Origin of the sequence: Streptomyces sp. 1-11 (assembly GCF_007176755.1) — a bacterium.
Taxonomy (GTDB): domain Bacteria; phylum Actinomycetota; class Actinomycetes; order Streptomycetales; family Streptomycetaceae; genus Streptomyces.
Map to the genome: position 1 here is coordinate 22,515 of NZ_BJTV01000029.1, position 20,376 is coordinate 42,890.

General features: G+C 74.7%; 15 protein-coding genes. 8 read left to right on the forward strand and 7 right to left on the reverse strand.

Annotation, left to right across the window (positions count from 1 at the left end; genetic code table 11):
• Window positions 1–574: 574 nt before the first annotated feature.
• The 5 genes from TNCT1_RS34725 to TNCT1_RS34745 all read left to right on the forward strand — a co-directional run bounded on the left by TNCT1_RS34725 (window position 575) and on the right by TNCT1_RS34745 (window position 3,997).
• Entirely contained in the window at window positions 575–922 is a 348-nt protein-coding gene (locus TNCT1_RS34725) for a DUF4333 domain-containing protein (protein WP_143640186.1), read from the forward strand.
• A 92-nt stretch (window positions 923–1,014) separates the two neighbouring features.
• Window positions 1,015–1,458: a hypothetical protein gene (locus TNCT1_RS34730; protein ID WP_143640188.1), complete on the forward strand. Its 444-nt coding sequence runs from the start codon at window positions 1,015–1,017 to the stop codon at window positions 1,456–1,458.
• Between the two features lie 76 nt (window positions 1,459–1,534).
• On the forward strand, window positions 1,535–2,854 hold the full coding sequence (locus TNCT1_RS34735; protein ID WP_143640190.1) for a hypothetical protein: 1,320 nt from the start codon (window positions 1,535–1,537) through the stop codon (window positions 2,852–2,854).
• A gap of 67 nt (window positions 2,855–2,921) precedes the next feature.
• The gene (locus tag TNCT1_RS34740) at window positions 2,922–3,419 is read left to right on the forward strand and encodes a hypothetical protein (RefSeq protein ID WP_143640192.1); all 498 of its coding nucleotides are present in this window, start codon (window positions 2,922–2,924) and stop codon (window positions 3,417–3,419) included.
• 65 nt (window positions 3,420–3,484) lie between these two features.
• Window positions 3,485–3,997: a hypothetical protein gene (locus tag TNCT1_RS34745; protein ID WP_143640194.1), complete on the forward strand. Its 513-nt coding sequence runs from the start codon at window positions 3,485–3,487 to the stop codon at window positions 3,995–3,997.
• Window positions 3,998–4,082: 85 nt separating this feature from the next.
• Here TNCT1_RS34745 and mycP read toward each other — a convergent pair whose 3' ends face one another.
• Together mycP and eccB are read right to left on the reverse strand one after the other, a co-directional pair.
• Window positions 4,083–5,378, reverse strand: coding sequence for a type VII secretion-associated serine protease mycosin (gene mycP, locus TNCT1_RS34750; protein WP_143640196.1), 1,296 nt, complete (start codon window positions 5,376–5,378; stop codon window positions 4,083–4,085).
• A gap of 22 nt (window positions 5,379–5,400) precedes the next feature.
• Window positions 5,401–6,927 (reverse strand): type VII secretion protein EccB, encoded by a 1,527-nt coding sequence (gene eccB, locus TNCT1_RS34755; RefSeq protein ID WP_143640198.1) that lies wholly within the window; start codon window positions 6,925–6,927, stop codon window positions 5,401–5,403.
• Window positions 6,928–7,133: 206 nt separating this feature from the next.
• Between eccB and eccE the strand changes: the two genes are divergently transcribed.
• From eccE to TNCT1_RS34770, 3 genes are all read left to right on the forward strand, one after another.
• Window positions 7,134–8,495 carry a type VII secretion protein EccE gene (gene eccE, locus TNCT1_RS34760; RefSeq protein ID WP_174266555.1) on the forward strand — a complete coding sequence of 454 codons (1,362 nt, stop codon included), beginning with the start codon at window positions 7,134–7,136 and terminating at the stop codon, window positions 8,493–8,495.
• A complete protein-coding gene (locus TNCT1_RS34765) occupies window positions 8,495–9,274 on the forward strand; it encodes a hypothetical protein (protein WP_143640200.1) in 780 nt (259 codons plus the stop codon). The genes eccE and TNCT1_RS34765 overlap by 1 nt, the downstream gene beginning before the upstream one ends.
• A 362-nt stretch (window positions 9,275–9,636) precedes the next feature.
• Complete coding sequence (locus TNCT1_RS34770) at window positions 9,637–12,936, forward strand: SCO5717 family growth-regulating ATPase (protein WP_143640202.1); 3,300 nt, start codon at window positions 9,637–9,639, stop codon at window positions 12,934–12,936.
• Window positions 12,937–13,011: 75 nt separating this feature from the next.
• Here the strand turns inward: TNCT1_RS34770 and TNCT1_RS34775 are convergent, their stop codons facing one another.
• The 5 genes from TNCT1_RS34775 to TNCT1_RS34795 all read right to left on the reverse strand — a co-directional run bounded on the left by TNCT1_RS34775 (window position 13,012) and on the right by TNCT1_RS34795 (window position 20,179).
• Window positions 13,012–13,959, reverse strand: coding sequence for a bifunctional riboflavin kinase/FAD synthetase (locus TNCT1_RS34775; RefSeq protein WP_143640204.1), 948 nt, complete (start codon window positions 13,957–13,959; stop codon window positions 13,012–13,014).
• Window positions 13,960–14,089: 130 nt separating this feature from the next.
• Window positions 14,090–17,488 (reverse strand): trypsin-like peptidase domain-containing protein, encoded by a 3,399-nt coding sequence (locus TNCT1_RS34780; protein WP_235903057.1) that lies wholly within the window; start codon window positions 17,486–17,488, stop codon window positions 14,090–14,092.
• A 990-nt stretch (window positions 17,489–18,478) separates the two neighbouring features.
• Entirely contained in the window at window positions 18,479–19,384 is a 906-nt protein-coding gene (gene truB / locus TNCT1_RS34785; protein ID WP_143640207.1) for a tRNA pseudouridine(55) synthase TruB, read from the reverse strand.
• Complete coding sequence (gene rbfA / locus TNCT1_RS34790) at window positions 19,381–19,833, reverse strand: 30S ribosome-binding factor RbfA (RefSeq protein ID WP_143640209.1); 453 nt, start codon at window positions 19,831–19,833, stop codon at window positions 19,381–19,383. The genes truB and rbfA overlap by 4 nt, the downstream gene beginning before the upstream one ends.
• A 52-nt stretch (window positions 19,834–19,885) precedes the next feature.
• On the reverse strand, window positions 19,886–20,179 hold the full coding sequence (locus TNCT1_RS34795; RefSeq protein WP_143640211.1) for a DUF503 domain-containing protein: 294 nt from the start codon (window positions 20,177–20,179) through the stop codon (window positions 19,886–19,888).
• Between the last annotated feature and the right edge of the window lie 197 nt (window positions 20,180–20,376).

Sequence of the window (20,376 nt, forward strand, 5' to 3'; positions counted from 1 at the left end):
CCCCGTACGGTCGCTCGGCCCTGACGGGCCGGGACCGACCATCCGCTCGCCGTACGATCGCAAAGCGAGCCGCGTCTCACAACGCCTTTACCACTCTAGTCAACCTGCCCAACCGGTCCAACCGAGCATGTGTCTTGACTCGGTCACAGGTCGGCACCCGCGGCCATGGTTTGTCCGGTTTTCCTGTTTGCAGGCGATGACGCACAGGGATTTCCATGGAATCTCTACGCACGGCCGGGCGGGCGGCACCGGCCACCCTCCGTGCCACGGACGGGAGTTGACGCCGTGGCGCGGTGGAGGCCCTAACGGGTGACGTCCGACCCGATAGGGGTCAGCGTGAACGAGGGGTGGACGGACGAGGAGCCGGGGCGGGGCGAGCCTCAAATCGGTTGCGGAGAACACACCTTGTCGTTCGCCGCCGCATTTCCGTGAAGGGCACGCGGGGGCAAACCGCAGGAGTCATGGAGGGCCGGCGGATGCCGCATGTGCGCGCCTCCCCGGGGCGCCCGCGGCGATCCCGGCAAGTAAGCTTCGGGCGTCTTTCTGTCATGCTCAGCAAATCCGGAGACTCGACATGCCCAAGTTCCGCAGGTCCGCCGCCGTTTCGGCGTTCTCGGCGGTGACCGTCGGCGTCCTGCTCTCCGGTTGCTCGGCCTCCGTGAGCGTCGGCACGCCGAAACTGTCCGCGGGCAAACTGGCGTCCACGCTCTCCGCCAAGCTCGCCGCCACCACCGGGCGGCCCAAGCCGCACATCACGTGTCCCGAGGACCTCAAGGGCAAGGTCGGCACGACGACGCGGTGCACGCTCAGCGCGGACGACGGCAGCACCCTGGGCATCACGGTCAAGGTGACCTCCGTGGAGGACGGAAAGATCAACTTCGATTACAAGGCCGACGACAAGGTCTCGCCGGCCGCGGGCTGACGTCGTCCGGCCGGGGCCGCGGAACGGCACGGCCGGCGAAGGCGATGGGAAGCCGCCGCGCGGACGCGGCGGTTAACGGGGAGAGGCGGGTCATGGCAGGGCCGGGAGCAGGACGGACGCCGGGCGAGGCGGGCGCGCAGCCCGTGGGGATGCGGCTGAATCAGGTGCCGGCCGATCCGGGGGGCTCCGCGGGCCCCCCGCCGCTGCTCGGCGGTCAGAAGGACCTCGCTTCCTCCCCGGCCGAGAAGAAGGCCGCCGCGAAGGCGATCGAGGACCACATCGAGCCCGGCACCCGCAAGGCCGGCGACTGGGCGGACACCGAGACCGAAGCGGCCGTCTCCGGGTTCCGCGACGGCTGGCACACCTCGGGGGCGCTGAAGAAGGCGCACGGGACCTGGGGCGAGCAGGTCCAGAACCTGATGAACATGCTCGCATCCGACAAGGCGTCGCTGCGCGGCGCGAACACCGTGCTGCAGAACACGGACTTCCGGGCCGGGGCGAACGCCGGCTCGGTGTCGGTGCTCAGCGGCTACTGACGGGACCGCCGGGCGCGGTCGCCGCCCGGACAGCCGTCCCGGCCGGCCCGCCGCCCTGCCATCACAACGGGGAACCATGCCGAACTACCACGAGATCATGACGACCGATCTGTCCAGCCTCTCCACGGCGGCCGACCGCTGGGACGGGATGGCCGAGGAGTTCCACAAGCAGGAGACCGCCTACAAGCGGGACGTGCACGGCGTCTCCACCGGGCAGACCTGGACAGGGCTGAGCGCGGACGCCGCCGGCCGGCGGTTCGACGTCACGCTCAAGCAGTTCCAGGCCGCCCAGGTGGAGGCCAAGGCGGTGGCCTCGCTGCTGCGCGAGGCGCACACCCAGTTCACGGACCTGCGCAAGAAGCTGGAGTCGGCCCGGGCGGACGCGGTCGAGGCGGGCATGGCGGTGTCGGAGGCGGGCGTGGTCTCCTTCGACACGGCCAAGCTCGGTGACGGCGAGCGCAACGCCCTGCACCACGACCCCGACTACCAGCAGTCCGTGCGCTCCGCCGTCGCCTCCTGGCAGCAGCACATCGACAAGGCCGTGAAGGACGTCGTCGAGGCCGACGCGCATGTCGAGACCGCGCTCCAGGCGGTGGTGCTCGACTCCGACCTCGGCGACGGCACGCTCACCGGCTTCAACGGCCAGGCGCACAGCGGCATCGACAAGTACGTCGCCGAGTCGAAGAAGACGCCCACCAAGCTGGACGGTTGGGTCTCCGACGGGGAGACCGAGGCCTCGGGCCCCGATGTCGGCGCGGAGGCCACCGGGCCGGACACCGGATCCGGCAAGATGGGCGAGGCCGAGGCGCACGCCGACCTCGGCCGCGCCGGCGCGAAGGGCTCGCTCACCAACGGGCCGGTGAAGCTCGACGGTGAGGCCGAGGCCTACGCGGGCGCGAAGGGCTCCGTGAGCGGCGGCGTCACCAACGAGGGCCTCCAGGGGGAGGCCGGCGCCCTGGCGGGCGGCGAGGCGTCTTCCAAGGGGCGCTTCGACGTCGGCCCGGTCGGCGTCTACGCACGCGCCGAGGGCATGGCGGGCGCCGAGGCGAGCGCGCACGCCGGGGCGGGCCTCGAAGGCTTCAACCTGGGCGGCGAGGCGTTCGCGGGGGCGAAGGGCGGCGGCGCCGTGGGCGCGGACATCGGCGGTATCGGGGCCGGTGTCACCGCCGAGGGATGGGCTGGCCCCGGGGCCGAGGCCAACCTGGACATAGGCAAGACCGAGGACGGGAAGTGGGAGTTCAAGACGAGTGTGGGCCTCTCCCCCATCGTCGGCGGCGAGGTGGGCGTCGAGTTCACCGTCGACCCGGACAAGGTCACCCGCACCGCCGGCGATCTGGCCGATGCCGTCGGCGACGGTCTGAGCTCGGCCGGTCACGCCATCGGCAGTCTGTTCTGATCCGCACCTCTTCCGCACCTCCCCGGCCGACGGCGAGGACGCACCGCTCCAGGAAGGAGGGCTCGCGATGACCACGAGCCTGCCGGTCCCGATCGACTTCGACCTGCCGGAGGGCTGGCGCGCGGCGCCTCCGGACGAGGTGGGGGCCCCCGGCGCCGCGTTCGTGGCGGTGCATCTGCCGTCCGACGGCGGGTTCACCGCGAACATCACGATCGACGGCGAGTTCCGTCCGGACCCGGCGACGCTGCCGGAGATCGCCGACGAGTCGGTGCGGCGCCTGGGCCGGGCGGTCACCTCGGTCATGGTGACGGGGCGGCGCGAGACGGGCTCGCCGGAGGCCCCCGGCCTCACCCAGAGGCTGTCCTTCTCCACCATCGCCGGCGGAGTGAGCCGTGACCTCGTCCAGTCCCAGGTCTACATGTCCATGCTGGACCTGTCCGACCCGCACAAGCGGGCGGTGATCCGGCTGATCCTCACCTCGACCGCGGCCCAGCACCCGGCGGTCCTCGACGACTTCAGCGACCTCGTGCGCACCGTGCGCCCGGGCGGCGGCGCGGCTGCGTGACCCGGTGCGCGGGGCGGGCGGACGGTTTGTTGTGCCGTCGGCGGTGTCCCTCGTAGGTTGAGCCCATGGCACTCTTCGACAGGCTGACCGGGACCCGGCGACCCGCGGACGGTGTCCCGCCGGCGCCGGCGGAGGAGTTGCGTTCGGCCCTGCTGGGGCTCAGCCGGCCGGACGCGCCGTACGTCGTCCGCTACGGCGCCGCGGAGGGCGCCGATGTGGTGGCGGAGTGGCGGATCGCGGAGCCCGCCTGGCAGAGCTTCTTCCTGGAGTCCCGGATCACGCATGCCGTGCGCATCCGGATGCGGCTGGACCGCGACGGCCACGAGGTGCGTGCCCTGGAGGAGCAGTGGGAGGTCACCCGGGTCGGGGATCCGCCGAGGCTCCAGGTCGCGTCGTCGTACTCGCGCGGGCAGGACCGGACGGTCACCCGGCGGTGGACGGTCGGACGCGGGGACGACGGCCGCCCCGAGGCGACGGAGACCTTCCGGTTCGACGTCTCCGAGCTGCGTGACCCCCTGCGGGACACCGTTGTGAAGTCCGGCTGGACCTGGCGCGGGGTCGTGTTCGGCAAGCTGTGAAGCCGGGCCGGGGAAGGTCAGCGGCCGCCTGCGCGCACCCGCGCGGCCGGACGGCGCCCCCACAGGAGGCGCCCGTCCGTCCTCGTCAGCGTGTCCACGAGCCGCCTTCGGGCCGCGCCTCGCGCCGGCGCCGTGCGTCACGGACCGCCACGGCCGCGCCGGTCAGGCCCGCGACGAGGACCAGGCCGCCGACGACCACGTAGGTCGCCATGCGGGTGTCGCGCTCCTGCGCCGTCTCGCCGAAGCGCAGGGGGGTGACCGAGGGGGCCTCGCCGCGGGAGACGCCGTCCTCCGGGCGCGGTGACTGGACGGGGTGTTCCGGGTCGACGTCGGTCAGCGCCTTCACCGGGTCCACCACGCCCCAGCCGACCAGCCGGTCACTGCCCGGGATGGAGCGTTCCGCGGTCTGTTCGATCTGGGCGGTGACCTGCTGGGCCGTCCACTTGGGGTACTTGGCCTTCAGCAGCGCCGCGACGCCCGCGACGTAGGGTGCCGAGAAGCTCGTGCCGTTGTCCGAGCAGTGGCCGCCGCCGGGCACGGTGGAGATCATGTCGACGCCGGGAGCGGCGACGCCCACGAAGTCCCCGGACTGTGAGAACGCCGCCCGCTCGTTGTTGCGGTCGGACGCCGCGACCGCCAGCACGCCCTTGTACGACGCCGGGTAGGTCACCTTCACGTTGCCGCCCAGGCCGTCGTTGCCGGCGGAGGCCACGACCACGACCTTCCGGCTCAGGGCGTAGTCGACGGCCTGCTGGAGGCGGGCGTCCGGCCGGACCGCGTTGGCCGTGTCCTGGGAGATGTTGATGACGCCGGCGCCGGCCTGGACGGCGTGGCGGATCGCGTCGGCCAGGGTGAGCGCCGTGCCGTCGCCCTCCGCGTCGTTCTGCTTGACGGGGATGATGGTCGCGTCCGGAGCCAGGCCCACGAAGCCGGTGCCCTTGGCGGGCCGGGCCGCGATGATGCCCGCCACGCGGGTGCCGTGGCCGACGGTGTCCGTGGTGCCCGAGCTGTTGCCGCGCTCTATCTTCTCGCCCTTGGAGTTCTTCGGCGGCAGCAGGTTCTTGCCCCTGGACGCGTCGACGGCCTTGGTGAGCTGCGGGTTCTTGACGTCGACCCCGGTGTCGATCACGGCCACCCGCACGCCCTTGCCCGTCGACTGGGCCCACAGCGCGTCCAGGTTGACGCGCTGCAGTGCCCACGGCCGGCCCGTGTAGTTCTTCGCCGGGAAGGTGCACTGGCCGTCGTCCGCGTGGGCCGGAGCGGCGGGCAGGGCGAGGGTGGTGGTCGCGGCGGTCAGGAGCGCCGCGGCGGCCAGGGACGCGGCCCGCGGGGCGGTCCGGGCCGCGGTGCCGGGCGACTTAGCAGGGGACTTGGGAAACATGGGTGCGTTCTCCTCCCCGCCGCTACGAACCCTGCGGCTGCCGGGCCGCCGCCTCCGACAGGCGCGGGCCCGTCGGCAGGAACCTCGACCACTCGACGGGGACGGGCGTGGGCGTCACGTTCTCGTAGCCGAGGCGGGTCTGGGCGATCTTCGCCTCGCTCAGCTCCTCCTTGCGCCGCTTGGCGGAGGTGCCGATGCCCTGGTCGTCGGTGGTGCTGTCGCTGTTGGACTGCAGGGCGTAGCGCAGTCCGGTGTCGGTGACCAGGAAGACGCCGCCGGCCGTGGTCTCCGTGCCCTGGAACTGGCGGTAGAGCTGGCCGGACCCGGGGGTGACGTAGGCGCTGGAGGAGCCGGTGGGCAGCTGGGCGGGGAAGTCCTTGCCGACCCAGGTGGACAGGGTGGTGGCGCCGCCCTTGGCGCCGACCGAACGCAGCACGTTGCACAGGGTGTTGCGGCCGCTGGTGGGGCTGGAGCCGTCGTTCACCGTCCTCGGCTTGTACGCCGGCCAGTTCCGGTCGCCGTCGAACGTGGTGCTGTCGACGACCGCGCCGGGGCTGACCTGCTGCGCCTCACCGGCCTGGCCCACGCCCACGAGGTCCCCGCTGTTGAGCAGGAGCGTGGCCGTGAACTCGGAGACGCGGGCCACCTTTCCCTTCAGCACGACGTAGTACCGCATCGTCTGCCCGTCATACGCCTTGATGACCTCGCCGACCTTGTCGTACTGGTGCAGCAGTGCGGAGGCGCCCGCCTTCTCGCCCGGGGTGCCCTGGATGGACGGGATGGACACCGGGTCGCCCTTGTGGAGGGTGTCGAGCCACTCCTGGGAGACGCGCTGCGGGGCGCGGCCCTGGGTGTCGAGGGCCTTGAGGAGTTCCTTGTCGGCCGGGTCGGCGATCTCGTAGGCCGTGCCCCGCGCGTCGACCACGTACTGGGTGCTGCCGTCGGGGCCGACGACGTACATCAGGTCGCCGCGGGCGAGCTTGTCGCGCCCGTCCGTCCTGGACCACTCCTTCTTCGCGAGCACGAACGCCGCCTTCTGGATGGCCCGGCCGCCCTCGCCGGGGCGCTCGCAGACCGCCCAGCGCTTGGTGGCCGAGGCCTCGTCCGGGGAGGGCAGGCGGTCGGGGGCGTAGGGGATGCCGATGGTGGCGCCGTGCGGGGGCTTGCCGCTGTCGAGGATCTTCTCGTCGACGGTGATGACGCTGTCCTTGCCGGGGTCCAGCAGGAGCTTGGCGGAGGCCATGTTGAGGACGGGGTGGAGCTGCTTCTGCGCGCCGGTCTTCAGCACGACGTACCGGGTGGTGGACTCGCTCGCGACGATGACGTGTTCCTCCGGGGTGTCCCACCCCTTGGGCGCGGTCGGGCTGAACATGCCGATCGCGCCGAACACCGCGAGGATCACGACGCCGACGACGAGGCCCGGCACCAGTGCCTTCAGCGGCTTCGGGGCGCCCTCCTCGGAACCGGAGGGGGAAGGCTGCAGGAAGGACGCCAGCGTGCGGCGCTTCGCGAAGGTGTAGGCATTGAGTTCGTCCCGCCGTGATGCCATCTGTGTCCGCTCTCTCCCCGTTGCGGAGCCGTGGGGGACCTGTGAAGATCCGTCCCCCGTCCTCGGTTTCCTCTGGTGCCTCGACTGTCAGACCCGGCCCCTACTATGCCTGTTGCGTGGACGTGCGTGTGGCACGGGTAGGGTGCTCACGGCTCGAAGGGACCGGAGCGCAAGGGAATTCGGGAGAGTTCGGGGGTTTTGGAGTGATGGCTTCCGCGACGCGGACCCGGTCGCGATCGCAATCGGGGGCACGATCGGGTGACGCGGGGCGGCCGGGCGGCCGCGGCTCCTCTCCCTCCGGCCGGCGCGCCGAGCGGGCGACCACGTCCCCGCAGGGCGCCTTCGCCCCGCACCCGGAGTCCCGTTCCGGGCGCGGCGGTTCGTTCGCGGTGCAGCGGCTGGTGCTGCTCGAGGCCGCGGCCGCGCTGGTGGTGTGCGGCTGGCTCGCCGGCATGGTCGCGCTGATCGCCGCCGCCGCCGTCGCCGCGGTACTGGTGGTGCTCGCCGTCGTACGACGCCGCGGGCGCTCCCTGCCGGAGTGGCTCGGCACCCTGCTGGCGCTGCGCGCCCGCAACCGGCGGGCCGCGAGCACCCCCGTGCCGGCGGGCACCGACTCCGGTCTTGCGCCCGCCGTGGAGTGCGACCCGTCCCTGCGCACGTACAGCTACAGCCGCGGCGACGACCGCGACCAGCGGCCCATCGGCATGGTGGGCGACGGCGGCTTCCTGACCGCGGTGCTCCAGGTGGAGTCGGACGCGGGCGCGCTGCGCGCGGAGCGCGGCCGCAGACCGCTGCCGGTGGCCCTCGTGCGGGACGTCCTCGAAGTCGACGGGATCCGGCTGGAGTCGGCGCAGATCGTGGTGCACACACAGCCCGCGCCCGCGCTGCACCTGCCGCAGCAGTCGGTGGTGGTCAGCAACTACGCGCCGCTGCAGGCGGAGACCGGCTCGCCGGCGGTGCGCATCACGTGGATAGCGCTGAAGCTCGATCCCGAGCTGTGCCCGGAGGCGGTGGCGGCGCGCGGCGGCGGACTGCCGGGGGCGCAGAAGTGCCTGGCGCGTTCGGCCGAGCACCTGTCGAGCCGGCTGACCGGCGCCGGGTTCCGGGCGAGCGTGCTCACCGAGGAGGAGCTGACGGCGGCCATCGCCACCTCGGCGTGCGCCAACCCCATGGTGACGGCGCAGGCCGGGCGGGGCGAGGCGCCGCAGCGCCGTACCGAGGAGTCCAGCCGGAGCTGGCGCTGCGACAACCGCCGGCACACCACCTACTGGGTGCGCCGCTGGCCGCAGTTGGGCGGATCCGGCGGCTCGCTGGCGCAGCTCGTGGCGCGGCTGACCGCGGTGCCCGCGCTGGCGACCACCTTCAGCCTGACCCTGGCCCGGGGCACGCAGCAGAACGTGTCCATCACGGGACACGTGCGGATCACCGGCCGCAGCAACCAGGAACTGACCGACGCCCGGCGCGATCTGGAGCGTGCGGCGCGCGAGGCGCGGACCGGTCTCGCGCGCCTGGACCGGGAACAGCTCCCCGGCGTCCTGGCCACCCTGCCGCTCGGAGGTGCCCGCTGATGGCCGTCACGACCTCGCCCGCCCAGCAGGGCGGATCACGTCCGGGCGCGGCCGCTTCGCGCGCGGGTCTCGGCGAGCGGCTGCGGACGGGCTTCGGCCTGCTGGGTCCGCGCCATCCGCGGCACACACTGCCCGTGGAGCAGGCCGACGCGCTGTCCCTGCCGATCGGCGACGACGGTGTGGTGGTCGGCGTGGACACCGAGGGGCAGCCCGCGGTGCTCGGGGTCAACCGTCCGACGCCGTACGACATCGTGCTCATCGGCGGTCTGTGGACGGCCCAGGTCATGGCGCTGCGCGCGGCGGCCACGGGCGCCCGGGTGGCGGTGGAGACGGGGCGGCCCCAGGCCTGGATGCCGATGGTGCACGCGATGGGCGGCGGGCAGAACGGCCTAGCGGTGCACGACGTCGGCCGGGTGCCCCCGCAGGGCGCCTCGGCGGGGACGCCGGTGCTGGTGGTACGGGACTGCGGTATGCGGCCGCCGCGCGGACGGGTGGCGTCCGCGCCGTGGCAGTCGGTGCTGACGCTGCTGCCGTATCTGAGCCCGGTGGCACCGCGGTTGATGCGGCAGGCGCGTCTGGTGGGCGTACAGCGGGTGTCGCCGGACGAGGCGGCGGAGATCGGGCGGGTGCTGGCGCTGCCGCGCCCGGAGCTCGAGTCGCTGCCCACCCTTCCGGACGGCGTGACCCTGTGGTGCACCGAGCGGGACCGGCAGTACGTGATGACGCGGGCGACGGACGCCGAGACCGGACTGCTGGGTGTGGCACGCCGGATGGACTGACGGTCGTCCAACTTGGCCTGTTTCCGGCAGGGATTGGCGACTTTTCGCGTCAATTCCGGCGGTGCTGACGACTGGACGTGGTGGGTTCTCGTCACGTTTTGGTGTACGTCCGTGTGTGCCGCGCCCCTCGTCGGCCCGGTGTCCGGCGCAAAGCGGGCAGGTAAGGGGCGGACGGGCCTGCCGGGCCCGCGCTTTTGGTGATTAGGCTGGGGCAGGGCGCGTCGCGAGTTCCCGCGAGCGGGCGGAACGGCTTCGCGGCCGGGGGGTTCAGCGGCCCGTGCGGGCGAGCCCCGGTGAATCGCACGACGGAACGGGGTGCCCCGAGCACGGCATGAGGGTGCCCGACCACACCAGGAGGAACTGTGAGCAGCGATCGGGACGGGATCCGCGGGGGCTGGGCCACACCCGGCGATGACCAGCCCGACGCGGAATCGGCCGTCGAGACCACCGGTGAGTTCACCATCGACTATGCCCCGCCCGCCTGGTACACGCAGAACGCGTCCGGGGCGCAGGGCGGTTCCGGCGACACCGGCGGCGCCCAGGGGGCCGGCACGGCCGGTGCCTCCGGGGCCGCTGCGGTGCCGCGGTTCCCGTCCGGGCCGCCCGACGCGGGACCGACTCCGCCGCCGTACCCGGCTCCGGCTGCCGGTACCGCGACGGCGGGCGGCCCGTACACCCCGCCGCCCGCTCCCCCGGCGCCCGCACCGGGTGCGCCCTTCGCGCCGCCCGTCTCCGCTCCGGCCGCTCCGTACGCCCAGCAGACCCCGGCGGGCGGCCCCGGAACGCCGTACGCCCCGCCCGCGCCGCCGACCGGGAACCCGGTTCCGGTGCCGCAACTGCCCGACGGGTTCGAGCCGCAGCAGCCTCCGCGGCCGGCCGAGCCGCCCCGGCAGGAGGACACCGCGCCGGTGGCGGAGCCGGAGCCGGGCAACGGGGACCTGGAGAGCGGGGCGACCATGCGGTTCTCCGCGGTCGCGCTGAAGCGCGAGTTGGACGAGATCGCGGAGCGCGTGGCCGCCGCGGAGCGGGCCACCGGGACCGCGGGCGAGGCTTCCGCGCCGAGTGCCGGCCCGGACACCGGGGAAGGCGAGGCCGCGGCTGAGGACGAGACCGCTTCCCCGGACGGCTCCCCCGAGGAGCGCGCCGACGGGAACGGCACCGGTGACGGCGGCTCCGAGGCCGCCGAGGTCACCGCGACGGCCGGGGAGGCCGAGGCAGCGTCCGCCGGCGCGGCCGCGTCCGCCGACCCGGAGGAGGTGGCGCGGCCCGCCGGGACCGCCGAGGCCGTTGCCGCCGACGCGGCGGACGGCACAGCGGAGGACGAGGCGGGAGCCGCGACGGGCTCCACCCCCGAGGGCGCGGCCGACGAGGCCGCCGAGCCCGCCACCGCCGAGGCCGCTACCGCCGAGCTCGCCGACGCGTCCGCGCAGGACGGCACGACTGCCGCCGACGCACAGCCCGGTACGCCCGGGACCGGGGACGCCCCGGCGCAGGACGGCGAGCCCGAGGGCGCCGCTCCGCAGGCGGGTGACCCGCAGCCCGCCGTGCCCGGCGCACCCGCCGCGCCCGCCGGTCCGGCCGCTGCCGTCGCCCCCGAGGGCGCGCCGCCCGCCTGGGGACCGCCGCCGGCGCAGCAGCACGGGCTGCCTCCGCTGCCCCCGTCCTACCAGCCTGCCGCGCCCACGCCGGCCGCCCAGTGGCCCGCGCAGCCCGCGCCGCAGCAGCAGCCGGGCCCGATGCCGCCCGGTCAGGCGCAGCCTGCCGCCGCGCAGGGCCCCGGGGGCATGCCCGCGCAGCAGCCGCCGTTCCAGCCGCAGGCACCCCAGCCCGCGCCCGCCGCCTGGCACCAGCCCGGCCCGCCCCCGGCCGCCGGCGCTCCCGGCCACCCGGGCCCGGCGCCCGAGCAGCCCGGCGGCTACGGCTTCCCCCAGCAGGGACAGCAACACGCCCCTACCGGACCCAACCCGCCCGGCGGCTACGGCTTCCCCCAGCCCGGACAACCGCAGCCCAACCCGGCCGCACCCCAGCCCCCACACCCCGGCACCCCCAACCCCCAGCAAGGCGGCTACGGCTTCCCCCAGCAGGGACAGCCCCACGCCCCCACCGGACCCAACCCGCCCGGCGGCTACGGCTTCCCCCAGCCCGGACAACCGCAGCCGGCCGCGCAGGACGCGGAGACCGGGCCTGCGGGTCAGGCTCCGCAGCCGGCCGTCGATCCCCGGGCCGGCGCGGCATGGCCGCAGCCGATCCAGCACGACCAGCGGCAGCCGACCAACCCCGGTGCCGCGCCACTCGGTTACACGGCGGCCGTGGAGCTGTCCTCGGACCGGCTGCTCAACAACAAGCGCCAGAAGGCGAAGAGCGGCCGGCCCGCCGCTGTCGGGTCCCGGTTCAAGCTGGGCGGCAAGAAGGAGGAGGCCGAGCGCCAGCGGAAGCTGGAACTGATCCGCACGCCGGTGCTGTCCTGCTACCGGATCGCCGTCATCAGCCTCAAGGGCGGCGTCGGCAAGACGACCACCACCACCGCCCTCGGCTCGACCCTCGCCTCCGAGCGGCAGGACAAGATCCTCGCGATCGACGCGAACCCGGACGCCGGCACGCTCGGCCGACGGGTGCGCCGGGAGACCGGGGCGACCATCCGCGACCTGGTCCAGGCGATCCCGTACCTGAACTCGTACATGGACATCCGGCGGTTCACGTCCCAGGCGCCCTCCGGTCTGGAGATCATCGCCAACGACGTCGACCCCGCCGTCTCGACCACGTTCAACGACGAGGACTACCGGCGCGCCATCGACGTGCTGGGCAGGCAGTACCCGGTGATCCTCACCGACTCGGGCACAGGCCTGCTGTACAGCGCGATGCGCGGGGTGCTCGACCTCGCCGACCAGCTGATCATCATCTCGACGCCGTCCGTCGACGGGGCCAGCAGCGCCAGCACCACGCTGGACTGGCTGTCCGCGCACGGGTACGCCGACCTGGTGTCCCGGTCGATCACGGTCATCTCCGGGGTGCGCGAGACCGGCAAGATGATCAAGGTCGAGGACATCGTGTCCCACTTCGAGACCCGCTGCCGCGGGGTGATCGTGGTGCCCTTCGACGAGCACCTGGCCGCCGGCGCCGAGGTGGACCTCGACATGATGCGGCCGAAGGTGCGGGAGTCGTACTTCAACCTCGCGGCCATGGTCGCCGAGGACTTCGTACGGCACCAGCAGATGCACGGCCTGTGGACCAACGACGGCAACCCGCCGCCGGTGGCCGCCCCGCCGATGCCGGGCCAGGCCACGCCGGGCCAGCCGTATCCCGGTCAGCCGTACCCGGGTCAGCCGTACCCCGGTCAGCCGGTGCCCGGTCAGCCGACGCCGGAGCAGCCGTACCCCGGTCAGGCCTATCCCGGTCAGGCCTATCCCGGTCAGCCCCACCCCGGCCAGCCCTATCCCCCGCAGCAGGGCGGCCAGCCGTACCCGCAGCAGCCTTACCCGCAGCAGCCGGGTCAGGCACAGCCGTACCCGCAGCAGCAGGCACAGCCCCATCCCCAGGGCGCGCCCGCCCAGCCGTACCCGCCCCAGCAGCCCGGGCAGCAGCCCCAGGCGCAGCCGCCTCAGCAGCCCGGGCAGCCCCAGGCACAGCCGCAGCAGCCTCCGCAGGCTCCGCCGCAGCAGTAGGCCCGGGCCGGGGGTGTCACGACGAAGGGCGGCCGGTGCGCATCGCACCGGCCGCCCTTCCATGTGCTCGGGGCTCTACGCCTCCGCGGCCACGATCTCCCGGCAGCGCTTCACGTCGTCGGCCATCTGCTCCAGCAGCGCCTCGAGCGACTCGAACTTCGCCTGGCCGCGGACGTAGGCGACGAAGTCGACGGCGACGTGCAGGCCGTACAGGTCGAGGCCGACGCGGTCGATGGCGTACGCCTCCACCGTGCGCTCGGTGCCGTCGAACTGCGGGTTGGTGCCGACCGAGATCGCGGCCGGCATGATCTCGTCCTGCGCGTGCAGATAGCCGGCGTACACGCCGTCGGCGGGGATCGCGGTGTGCGGGAGCGTCTCCACGTTGGCCGTGGGGAAGCCCAGCTCGCGGCCGCGCTGGGCGCCGCGCACCACCACGCCCTCCACCCGGTGCGGACGGCCGAGGATCTCGCGGGCGCCGGTCACGTCTCCCTCGGCGACCAGGCGCCGGGTCAGGGTCGAGGAGAACGGCTCGCCGCCGCCCGCCTCGCCGGTGACGTACAGGTCGACGACCTCGACCTCGAAGTCGTAGGTCTTGCCCTGCTCGGTGAGGAAGCCGACGTCGCCGGCGGCCTTGTGGCCGAAGCGGAAGTTCGGGCCCTCGACGACCGCCTTGGCGTGCAGCTTGTCGACCAGGACCTTGACCACGAAGTCCGCGGGCGACAGCTTCGAGAACTCGGTCGTGAAGGGGAGGATCAGGACCGCGTCGACGCCCAGCTCGGTCATCAGCTCGGCCCGGCGGTGGTGCGGGGCGAGCAGCGGCGGGTGGCTGCCGGGGCGGACGACCTCGCTGGGGTGCGGGTCGAAGGTGACGACGACGGCCGGGACGCCCAGCTCGCGGGCGCGGTCGACGGCGTGCTTGATGATGAGCTGGTGGCCGCGGTGGACGCCGTCGTAGGACCCGATGGTGACGACGCTGCGCCCCCAGTCCTGGGGGATGTCCTCCAAGCCACGCCAGCGCTGCACTGTGACCGCTCCTCGAACCCTTGTCCGTGTCTACCGTTGACCTCTTGTGCAGGTCTAAGGGTGCCATGCCGGGTGCCCGGCGCCCGCATCGGCATGGAGGCTGTGACCGGGCGCACGTTCCCCGGGCAGGTCAGGCCGGTACGCGCACGCCGGCCAGGCTGTCGATCATGCGGTGGGCGCTCGGGCCCACCACCGCGGCCCAGTCGTCCGGGGCCTCGCCCAGCCAGCGTGCCATCCGGGCGGCGAAGCCGGGCGCGTGCCGGGCTAGGTCGACCAGGGCGCAGTCGAAGCGGGTGGCCCCGTCGGGGGTGCGGACGAGGAGCAGGCCGGTGCGGTGGACCAGTGCGCGCAGCTCCGCCTCCCGGCCGTCCCCGTGCGGGGCCGCCGCGTACAGGACGGCGTCCAGGACGGCCGGCTCCCGCTCCTTGGTGAGCAGAAGGTCCAGCAGCTCGCGGCGCAGCGGCCGGGAGGCGGGGGCCCCGGGGTCGGCGAGGACGGTGGCGAGGGCCGCCCGGACCTCTTTCGGGCCGTCGTCGAGCAGTGCGGTGACCAGGGGCAGCAGGACGGGGCGGGCGGCGGGCCCCCGGTCCAGGCAGCGGTCGACGTAGTCGGCCGCGGGGCCGGCCAGCTCCGGGCGCGGCTCGACCACCTCCCGGACGAGGGCGGCGACCGGGCCGGCCCCGGCGAGGGGGGTGACGTCGGCGAGCGTGCGCAGCACCTCACCGGCGTCCGGGCCGCCACAGCCGCTCAGCCGGGCGCGGAACGCCTCCAGGACCGGCTCGGGGTGGGTGTTCAGGGCGGGGAGCAGGGCGGCGGGCGGGAACAGCGGATCGCCGTCGGCGAAGTGGCGCAGGGCGTCGGTCAGGTGCCGGGCGCGGCTCTCGGGGTCGCCGACCAGGAGGGCCAGGGCGCCGCCGTGCAGGGCGCGGTCGGCGGGGCGGGCGAGCAGGGCGAGGGCCGCGTAGCGCAGCAGCTGCCGGTCGGTCGCCGAGTGGACGTGCGGGGCGGTGCGCAGCCCGGCCGCGACGGCGGCGGCGCGGCGTGCGGGGCGCTCGTCGTGCGCCCAGCGGTCGACGGCCCGGCAGAGCGCCGGGGGCTCGTCCTCGGCGAGCACGGCGAGCAGCTCGTCCGCGCGCGGGTGCACGCCGGCTACGAGCGCCTCGGTCAGCTCGTCCAGCGCCGCGTGCCGGTGGGTGTGCAGCAGCGCCTGCGCGGCGGTCGCCACGGTGGCGTGCGGGGTCGCGGGCAGCGGCCGTTCGTCGTCGAACCAGCCGGTCAGGTACGGCTGTACGGTGCCGGGCTCGGCGGCCAGCAGCCGTGCCACGGCGTCGAGGTAGCGCCCCGCGGTGTCGGCCGGATCCGGTGGCGCGGTGTCCGCCAGGACCAGCTCGCGCAGCAGCGAGAGGCGCTCCTCGGCCGGTACGGGCAGCGCGGTCCAGAAGGCGGGCCCGAACTCGCGTGCCACCGGCCGCTGTTCGCGGCGCCAGGCGACGATGTGGTCGGCGAGGACGCGCAGCACCCCGGTGTACGGCGTCGCGTCCGGGACAGCCAGCAGGGTGCGGGCGAGGAGGCGGGCGGGCCACCAGGCACTGGGCTCCAGGTCCAGGGCGTCCGTCAACTCGGCCAGTCGGAACGTGAGTTCGCGGGGGCCCTGCTGACGGGCGAGGAGGAGCAGGGCCTGGACCACCGGGCCGGCGCGGTGGCGGGGCAGCGGCTCAAGGTGCGGGTCCCGGGGGGCGCGGGGGCGGTGGACGAGGACGTCGAGGGCCTCGTCGAGGTCGAGGTGCGTGCCCTGGAGCCAGTCGGCCAGTTCCTCGTGGGCGAAGCGGTAGCCGTCGCCGGCCGGGACCAGCAGGCCTTCGGCGAGGACGGCGCAGGCCCAGCCGGTACCGCCGCCCAGCCTCGCCGGGGCGCGCCCCCAGGGGAACAGCGCCTCGAAGGACTCGCGGTCCAGCTCGCCCCGTCCGGTGCCGAGGCTGCGCCGGGCGGCCTCGTGCACCTGCCCGGCCACCCGGGCGGCGAGCCGCCGTACGGCCGTGCCGCGCAGGCCGTTCTCGGCGGCGAGGCGGACCGCGACCCGCAGGCACATCAGATCCAGGTGGGCGGCGAACACCTCGTGCCGGTCGACGGGCCCGGCGGGCGGGGCGCCCGGGAGGGCGGCACGGACCTCGGCGAGCAGGCGCAGGGTGAGCGGGTGCCAGGCGTCGCGGCCGTCGAGCGCTCCGTCCGGGATGCCGTAGCGGGCGCGGGCCTCGCGGGCCTCCTCCTGGGTGAGACCGGTGAGCCGCACGCACGGCGGCGGGCTCGCGTCGTCCGTCGCCGTGGGCGCGGGCGTGTGCAGCAGGCCGGCGGGGAACTCGGCCCCGGCGTGCTCCCAGTACTCCTCCCGGCAGGCCACCACCAGCCGTGCCCCGATCTCCCGCAGCCAGCGCGCCGTGTTTCCGGTCCACTCGGGCAGCCGGCGGGCGAGGGCGGGCGGCATCTCCTCCGGCGCGTCGAGCAGGAGCAGCAGCGGGCGCCCGGCCCGCCGTGCGAGGCCGGCCAGCCGTTCGGGGGTGGGGGCGGCGAGGCAGGCGGGCGGCGCCGAGGGCCCGGCCGCGGCGACGCGGGCGGCGCGGGCCAGGCCGCGCCGCACGGCGTCGGCCAGGGACTCGTCGGCGTCCTCCAGGTCGGCGCCGCGCAGCCACAGGGTGGGGCCGGGGAGCTCCGCCCGGTGGCGGCGGGCGGCGAGGGCCCCCAGTTCCGTCGTACGTCCGCTGCCCGGGGCGCCGACGAGACCGAGCACGGCGGGGCCTGCGCCGGCATCGGCGCCGGCGTCTGCGAAGGCGCTCAGCTCGTTCGCCACGCGCTGCCGTGCCACCGGCCGCGCCGCGGCGAGGCCGGTGGCGCCGGTGCGGCCGGCCGGTGCGCCGGGCGGTCCGTCCCGGCACACCGAAGCGGCGGTCAGTTCCAGGACACCGGCCAGGTTGAGGTCGGCCCCGTAGGCGGGCACGGTCGCCGCGTTGCGGTCGAGCAGTTCGGCGAGCGGGCCCTGCGGCGCCGGCCGCAGCGGCACCGCGAAGCCGGTGTCGCGCCGGGCGGAGTGCAGGGCGGTGCCGAGCACCGCGAGCACCGCGCCGGTCCCGGCGTCGAGCACCGGTCCGCCGGCCGCGCCGCCACCGGGCCGCAGCGCGTCCTGGCCCGCCGTGCCGATGGCCAGCTCCAGGGCGTCGTCGATGAGGTGGAAGCGGTCGGTGGCGGTGTACGTGGCCTGGGTGGCGGCGAGCACCCGTGCCTCGCGCCAGCGGCCGGCGGCGACGCGGACGTAGGTGCCGGCCTCGACCCGTTCGCGCACCGTCAGCGGCAGCGGAGCCAGGTCCAGCCCTTCTGTGCGGATCAGGGCCAGGCCGAGCGCGGGCAGCGCGGTGACGGCCTCGGCACCGACCAGACAGGTGCGCTGCCCGGCGGCGTGCAGCACGAGCCGGCCAAGCCCGTCGACGGCCTCGTGAGCGGTGAGGAGGGTGCCGTGGTGATCAACCGGAACGCCCACGCCCCGGGGCCGCCCGGCCAGGTCACGGATCCGTACGAGCCCGTCGAGCCCGGGACGGTCCGGGCCGCCCGCACGACCGGGAGCGGCGGCCCGCCGCGGAACGGCCGGCAGGCTCGGTCCACCGGCCCGGCCAGGATCACCGGCCGCGCCCGGAACGGGCGGTCGGCTCGGCCCGCCCGCGCGGCCGGCGTCCCCGGTTCCACCCGGCTCACCGGCCACCCCCGGACCGCTCGCGGTAGTGGGCTCACCGGAGCCGTTCGAAGCCGCTGCCGAGTCCGGGGCGCCGGTCCCGCCCCGGCCTCCGGTGCGGCCGTGGACGCCAGTCCGCCCCAGGTCACCGACGCCGTTGGAGACCCCGGTCCGACCGGGAACGGAGTCCTCGCCGGGGACGCAAGGTGCGGCCAGGGCCGGGATCCAGCCCGGCAGGCCCACCCAGCTCGCGTGGAGGTTGCGGGCCGGGACGCCGATCCCGCCCGGGCCACCACCGCCCGTGACCGGAGTGCCGACGACGCTCGGATGACCGCTCGCCTCCGGGGCGCCGTCGAGGAACGCGGACCGGGCCGGGACGTCGACGGCACCCGCGGGCGGGTTGGGGCCGGCCGGGGCAGCGGCCCCGCTCGGGCCGGCTCCGCTGCCGTCCTCCCGGGCGCGGGCGAAGGCGTCGGTGGGTCCTGACTCTTCGTCCCGTCCCGTCATGGCCGTACCCTCCCCGCCCGTTCCGCGTGCCCGCGTGCCCTCGTGCCCTCGTCCTCGACGGTAGGCGGGGAAGATCAGCGGGGCAGTTCGCGAGGCGAAAGCGCCCCCCTCCACTCCCCCGGTTCACTCCGAGCGCCCGCCCGGACGGGTGAATGAGCGGGGGCGGCCGGAGACAGTCTTGAGGTGGGGGAACCGAGGGGGGACCGTGGAGCGGCGGCAGTGGTAGTGCACCGTGGCCGCCGCTCCACGGGCAGGCCTCGCGGGCCGGCGGGACGCCGGGTCCCGGTCGGGCCGTCAGCCGAAGACGGCGAGGCTCTTGGCCTTGCCCTTGTGCTCCTCGACGAGGGCGAGGAAGCGGCCCTCCTGGTCGAACACGGCGACGGGACCGGCGCCCGCGTACTCCTCGGGCATCTCCAGCCGGACGCCGTTGAGCAGCAGCCGGGCCCGCCGGGCGTCCACCTGCCAGCGGGGGAACGCCGCCGTGGCCGCCTCCGCGACGGGCATCACAGTCAGCTCCTGCTGGAGCTGGTCCAGCGTCTTCGCGGCGTCGAGCTTGTACGGCCCGACGCGCGTCCTGCGCAGCGCCGTGAGGTGGCCGCCGACGCCCAGGCCGGCGCCCAGGTCGCGGGCGAGGGCGCGGATGTAGGTGCCGGACGAGCAGACCACCGAGACGACCAGGTCGAGCACGGCGGTGCCGTCCTCGGCGACGGCGTCGCGGATGTCGTACACCGCGAAGGAGGACACGGTGACCGGGCGGGCCGGGATGTCGAACTCCTCGCCCTCACGGGCCCGCTTGTACGACCGCACGCCGTTGATCTTGATGGCGCTGACCTTGGACGGCACCTGCATGATGGCGCCGGTCAGTTCGGCGATGCCGGCGTCGACGGCGTCCCGGGTCACCTTGGAGGCGTCCGTGGCGGAGGTGATCTCCCCCTCGGCGTCGTCGGTGACCGTGTTCTGGCCCAGGCGGATGGTGCCCAGGTACTCCTTCTCGGTCAGCGCGAGGTGCCCGAGGAGCTTGGTGGCGCGCTCGACGCCGAGGACCAGCACGCCGGTCGCCATCGGGTCGAGGGTGCCGGCGTGGCCGACCCGGCGGGTCCGGGCGATGCCGCGCATCTTGGCGACCACGTCGTGCGAAGTGAAGCCCGACGGCTTGTCGACGATGACGAGGCCGTCGGGCGTGGTGTGCTTCTGCGTCATTCCGCGGCGTCGCCGTCCGTCTCGTCCTCGGAGGGCTTGCGGTAGGGGTCCGCGCCGCCCGCGTAGTCGGCGCCCGCGGAGGCCTCGCGGACCTTCGCGTCCGACTGCCGGGCCTTGTCGAGGAGGTCCTCGATGGTCCGGGCGGTGTCCGGGAGGGCGTCCGCGACGAAGGTGAGGGTGGGCGTGAACTTCACACCGGCGGCGCGCCCGACCTCGGAGCGCAGGATGCCCTTGGCGCTCTCCAGGCCGGCGGCCGCGGCCTGCCGCTCCTCGTCGTCCCCGTAGACCGTGTAGAAGACGGTCGCCTCCCGCAGGTCACCCGTGACCCGGGTGTCCGTGATGGTGACGTGCGAGCCGAGCCGCGGGTCCTTGATCCCGCGCTGCAGCTTCTGGGCCACCACCTCCCGGATGAGGTCCGCCAGCCTTTTCGCCCGCGCGTTGTCGGCCACTGGTCCGTCTCCCGTTCTTTCTTCTTCTAGCGTTTCGTGGGTCTGGTCGTCGTCAGTCGTCTTCGCCGTGGATACGCCGTCTCACGGACAGCAGTTCCACCTCGGGGCGGCCGGCGACCAGCCGTTCGCACCGGTCCAGTACGTCGGTGAGGTGCGCCGCGTCGCCGGAGACCATGGCCATGCCGATGATCGCTCGCCGGTGGAGGTCCATGTGGTCCACCTCGGCCGCGCTCACGGCGTACTTCCGCTGGAGTTCGGCGACGATCGGGCGGACGACGGAGCGCTTCTCCTTCAGCGAGTGGACGTCGCCGAGGAGCAGGTCGAAGGACAGAGTCCCCACGTACATGTGTGTAACCGGTTCACCCGCCGGCACGGGATCGATGGCCCCGGGACCGTATGGCCGGGGACACCAAGAACGGTACCGCGTACCCGCCGGTGCCTCGACAGGGTTTCCGCGGCACCGCCGGCCGGGGCGGGGCCCCGGCAACGGCGCGCCGGCCGGCGGGAGCGGACTCCCGCCGGCCGGCTGAGGGGCACCGTGGG

Excerpts from the sequence above, each read along its gene's own strand:
- TNCT1_RS34745 (WP_143640194.1), top strand. The coding sequence starts at position 3,485 with ATGGCACTCTTCGACAGGCTGACCGGGACCCGGCGACCCGCGGACGGT.
- TNCT1_RS34765 (WP_143640200.1), top strand. The coding sequence starts at position 8,495 with ATGGCCGTCACGACCTCGCCCGCCCAGCAGGGCGGATCACGTCCGGGC.
- TNCT1_RS34795 (WP_143640211.1), bottom strand. The coding sequence starts at position 20,179 with ATGTACGTGGGGACTCTGTCCTTCGACCTGCTCCTCGGCGACGTCCAC.
- eccB (WP_143640198.1), bottom strand. The coding sequence starts at position 6,927 with ATGGCATCACGGCGGGACGAACTCAATGCCTACACCTTCGCGAAGCGC.
- TNCT1_RS34740 (WP_143640192.1), top strand. The coding sequence starts at position 2,922 with ATGACCACGAGCCTGCCGGTCCCGATCGACTTCGACCTGCCGGAGGGC.
- mycP (WP_143640196.1), bottom strand. The coding sequence starts at position 5,378 with ATGTTTCCCAAGTCCCCTGCTAAGTCGCCCGGCACCGCGGCCCGGACC.
- TNCT1_RS34725 (WP_143640186.1), top strand. The coding sequence starts at position 575 with ATGCCCAAGTTCCGCAGGTCCGCCGCCGTTTCGGCGTTCTCGGCGGTG.
- eccE (WP_174266555.1), top strand. The coding sequence starts at position 7,134 with ATGGCTTCCGCGACGCGGACCCGGTCGCGATCGCAATCGGGGGCACGA.
- TNCT1_RS34735 (WP_143640190.1), top strand. The coding sequence starts at position 1,535 with ATGCCGAACTACCACGAGATCATGACGACCGATCTGTCCAGCCTCTCC.
- TNCT1_RS34730 (WP_143640188.1), top strand. The coding sequence starts at position 1,015 with ATGGCAGGGCCGGGAGCAGGACGGACGCCGGGCGAGGCGGGCGCGCAG.
- truB (WP_143640207.1), bottom strand. The coding sequence starts at position 19,384 with ATGACGCAGAAGCACACCACGCCCGACGGCCTCGTCATCGTCGACAAG.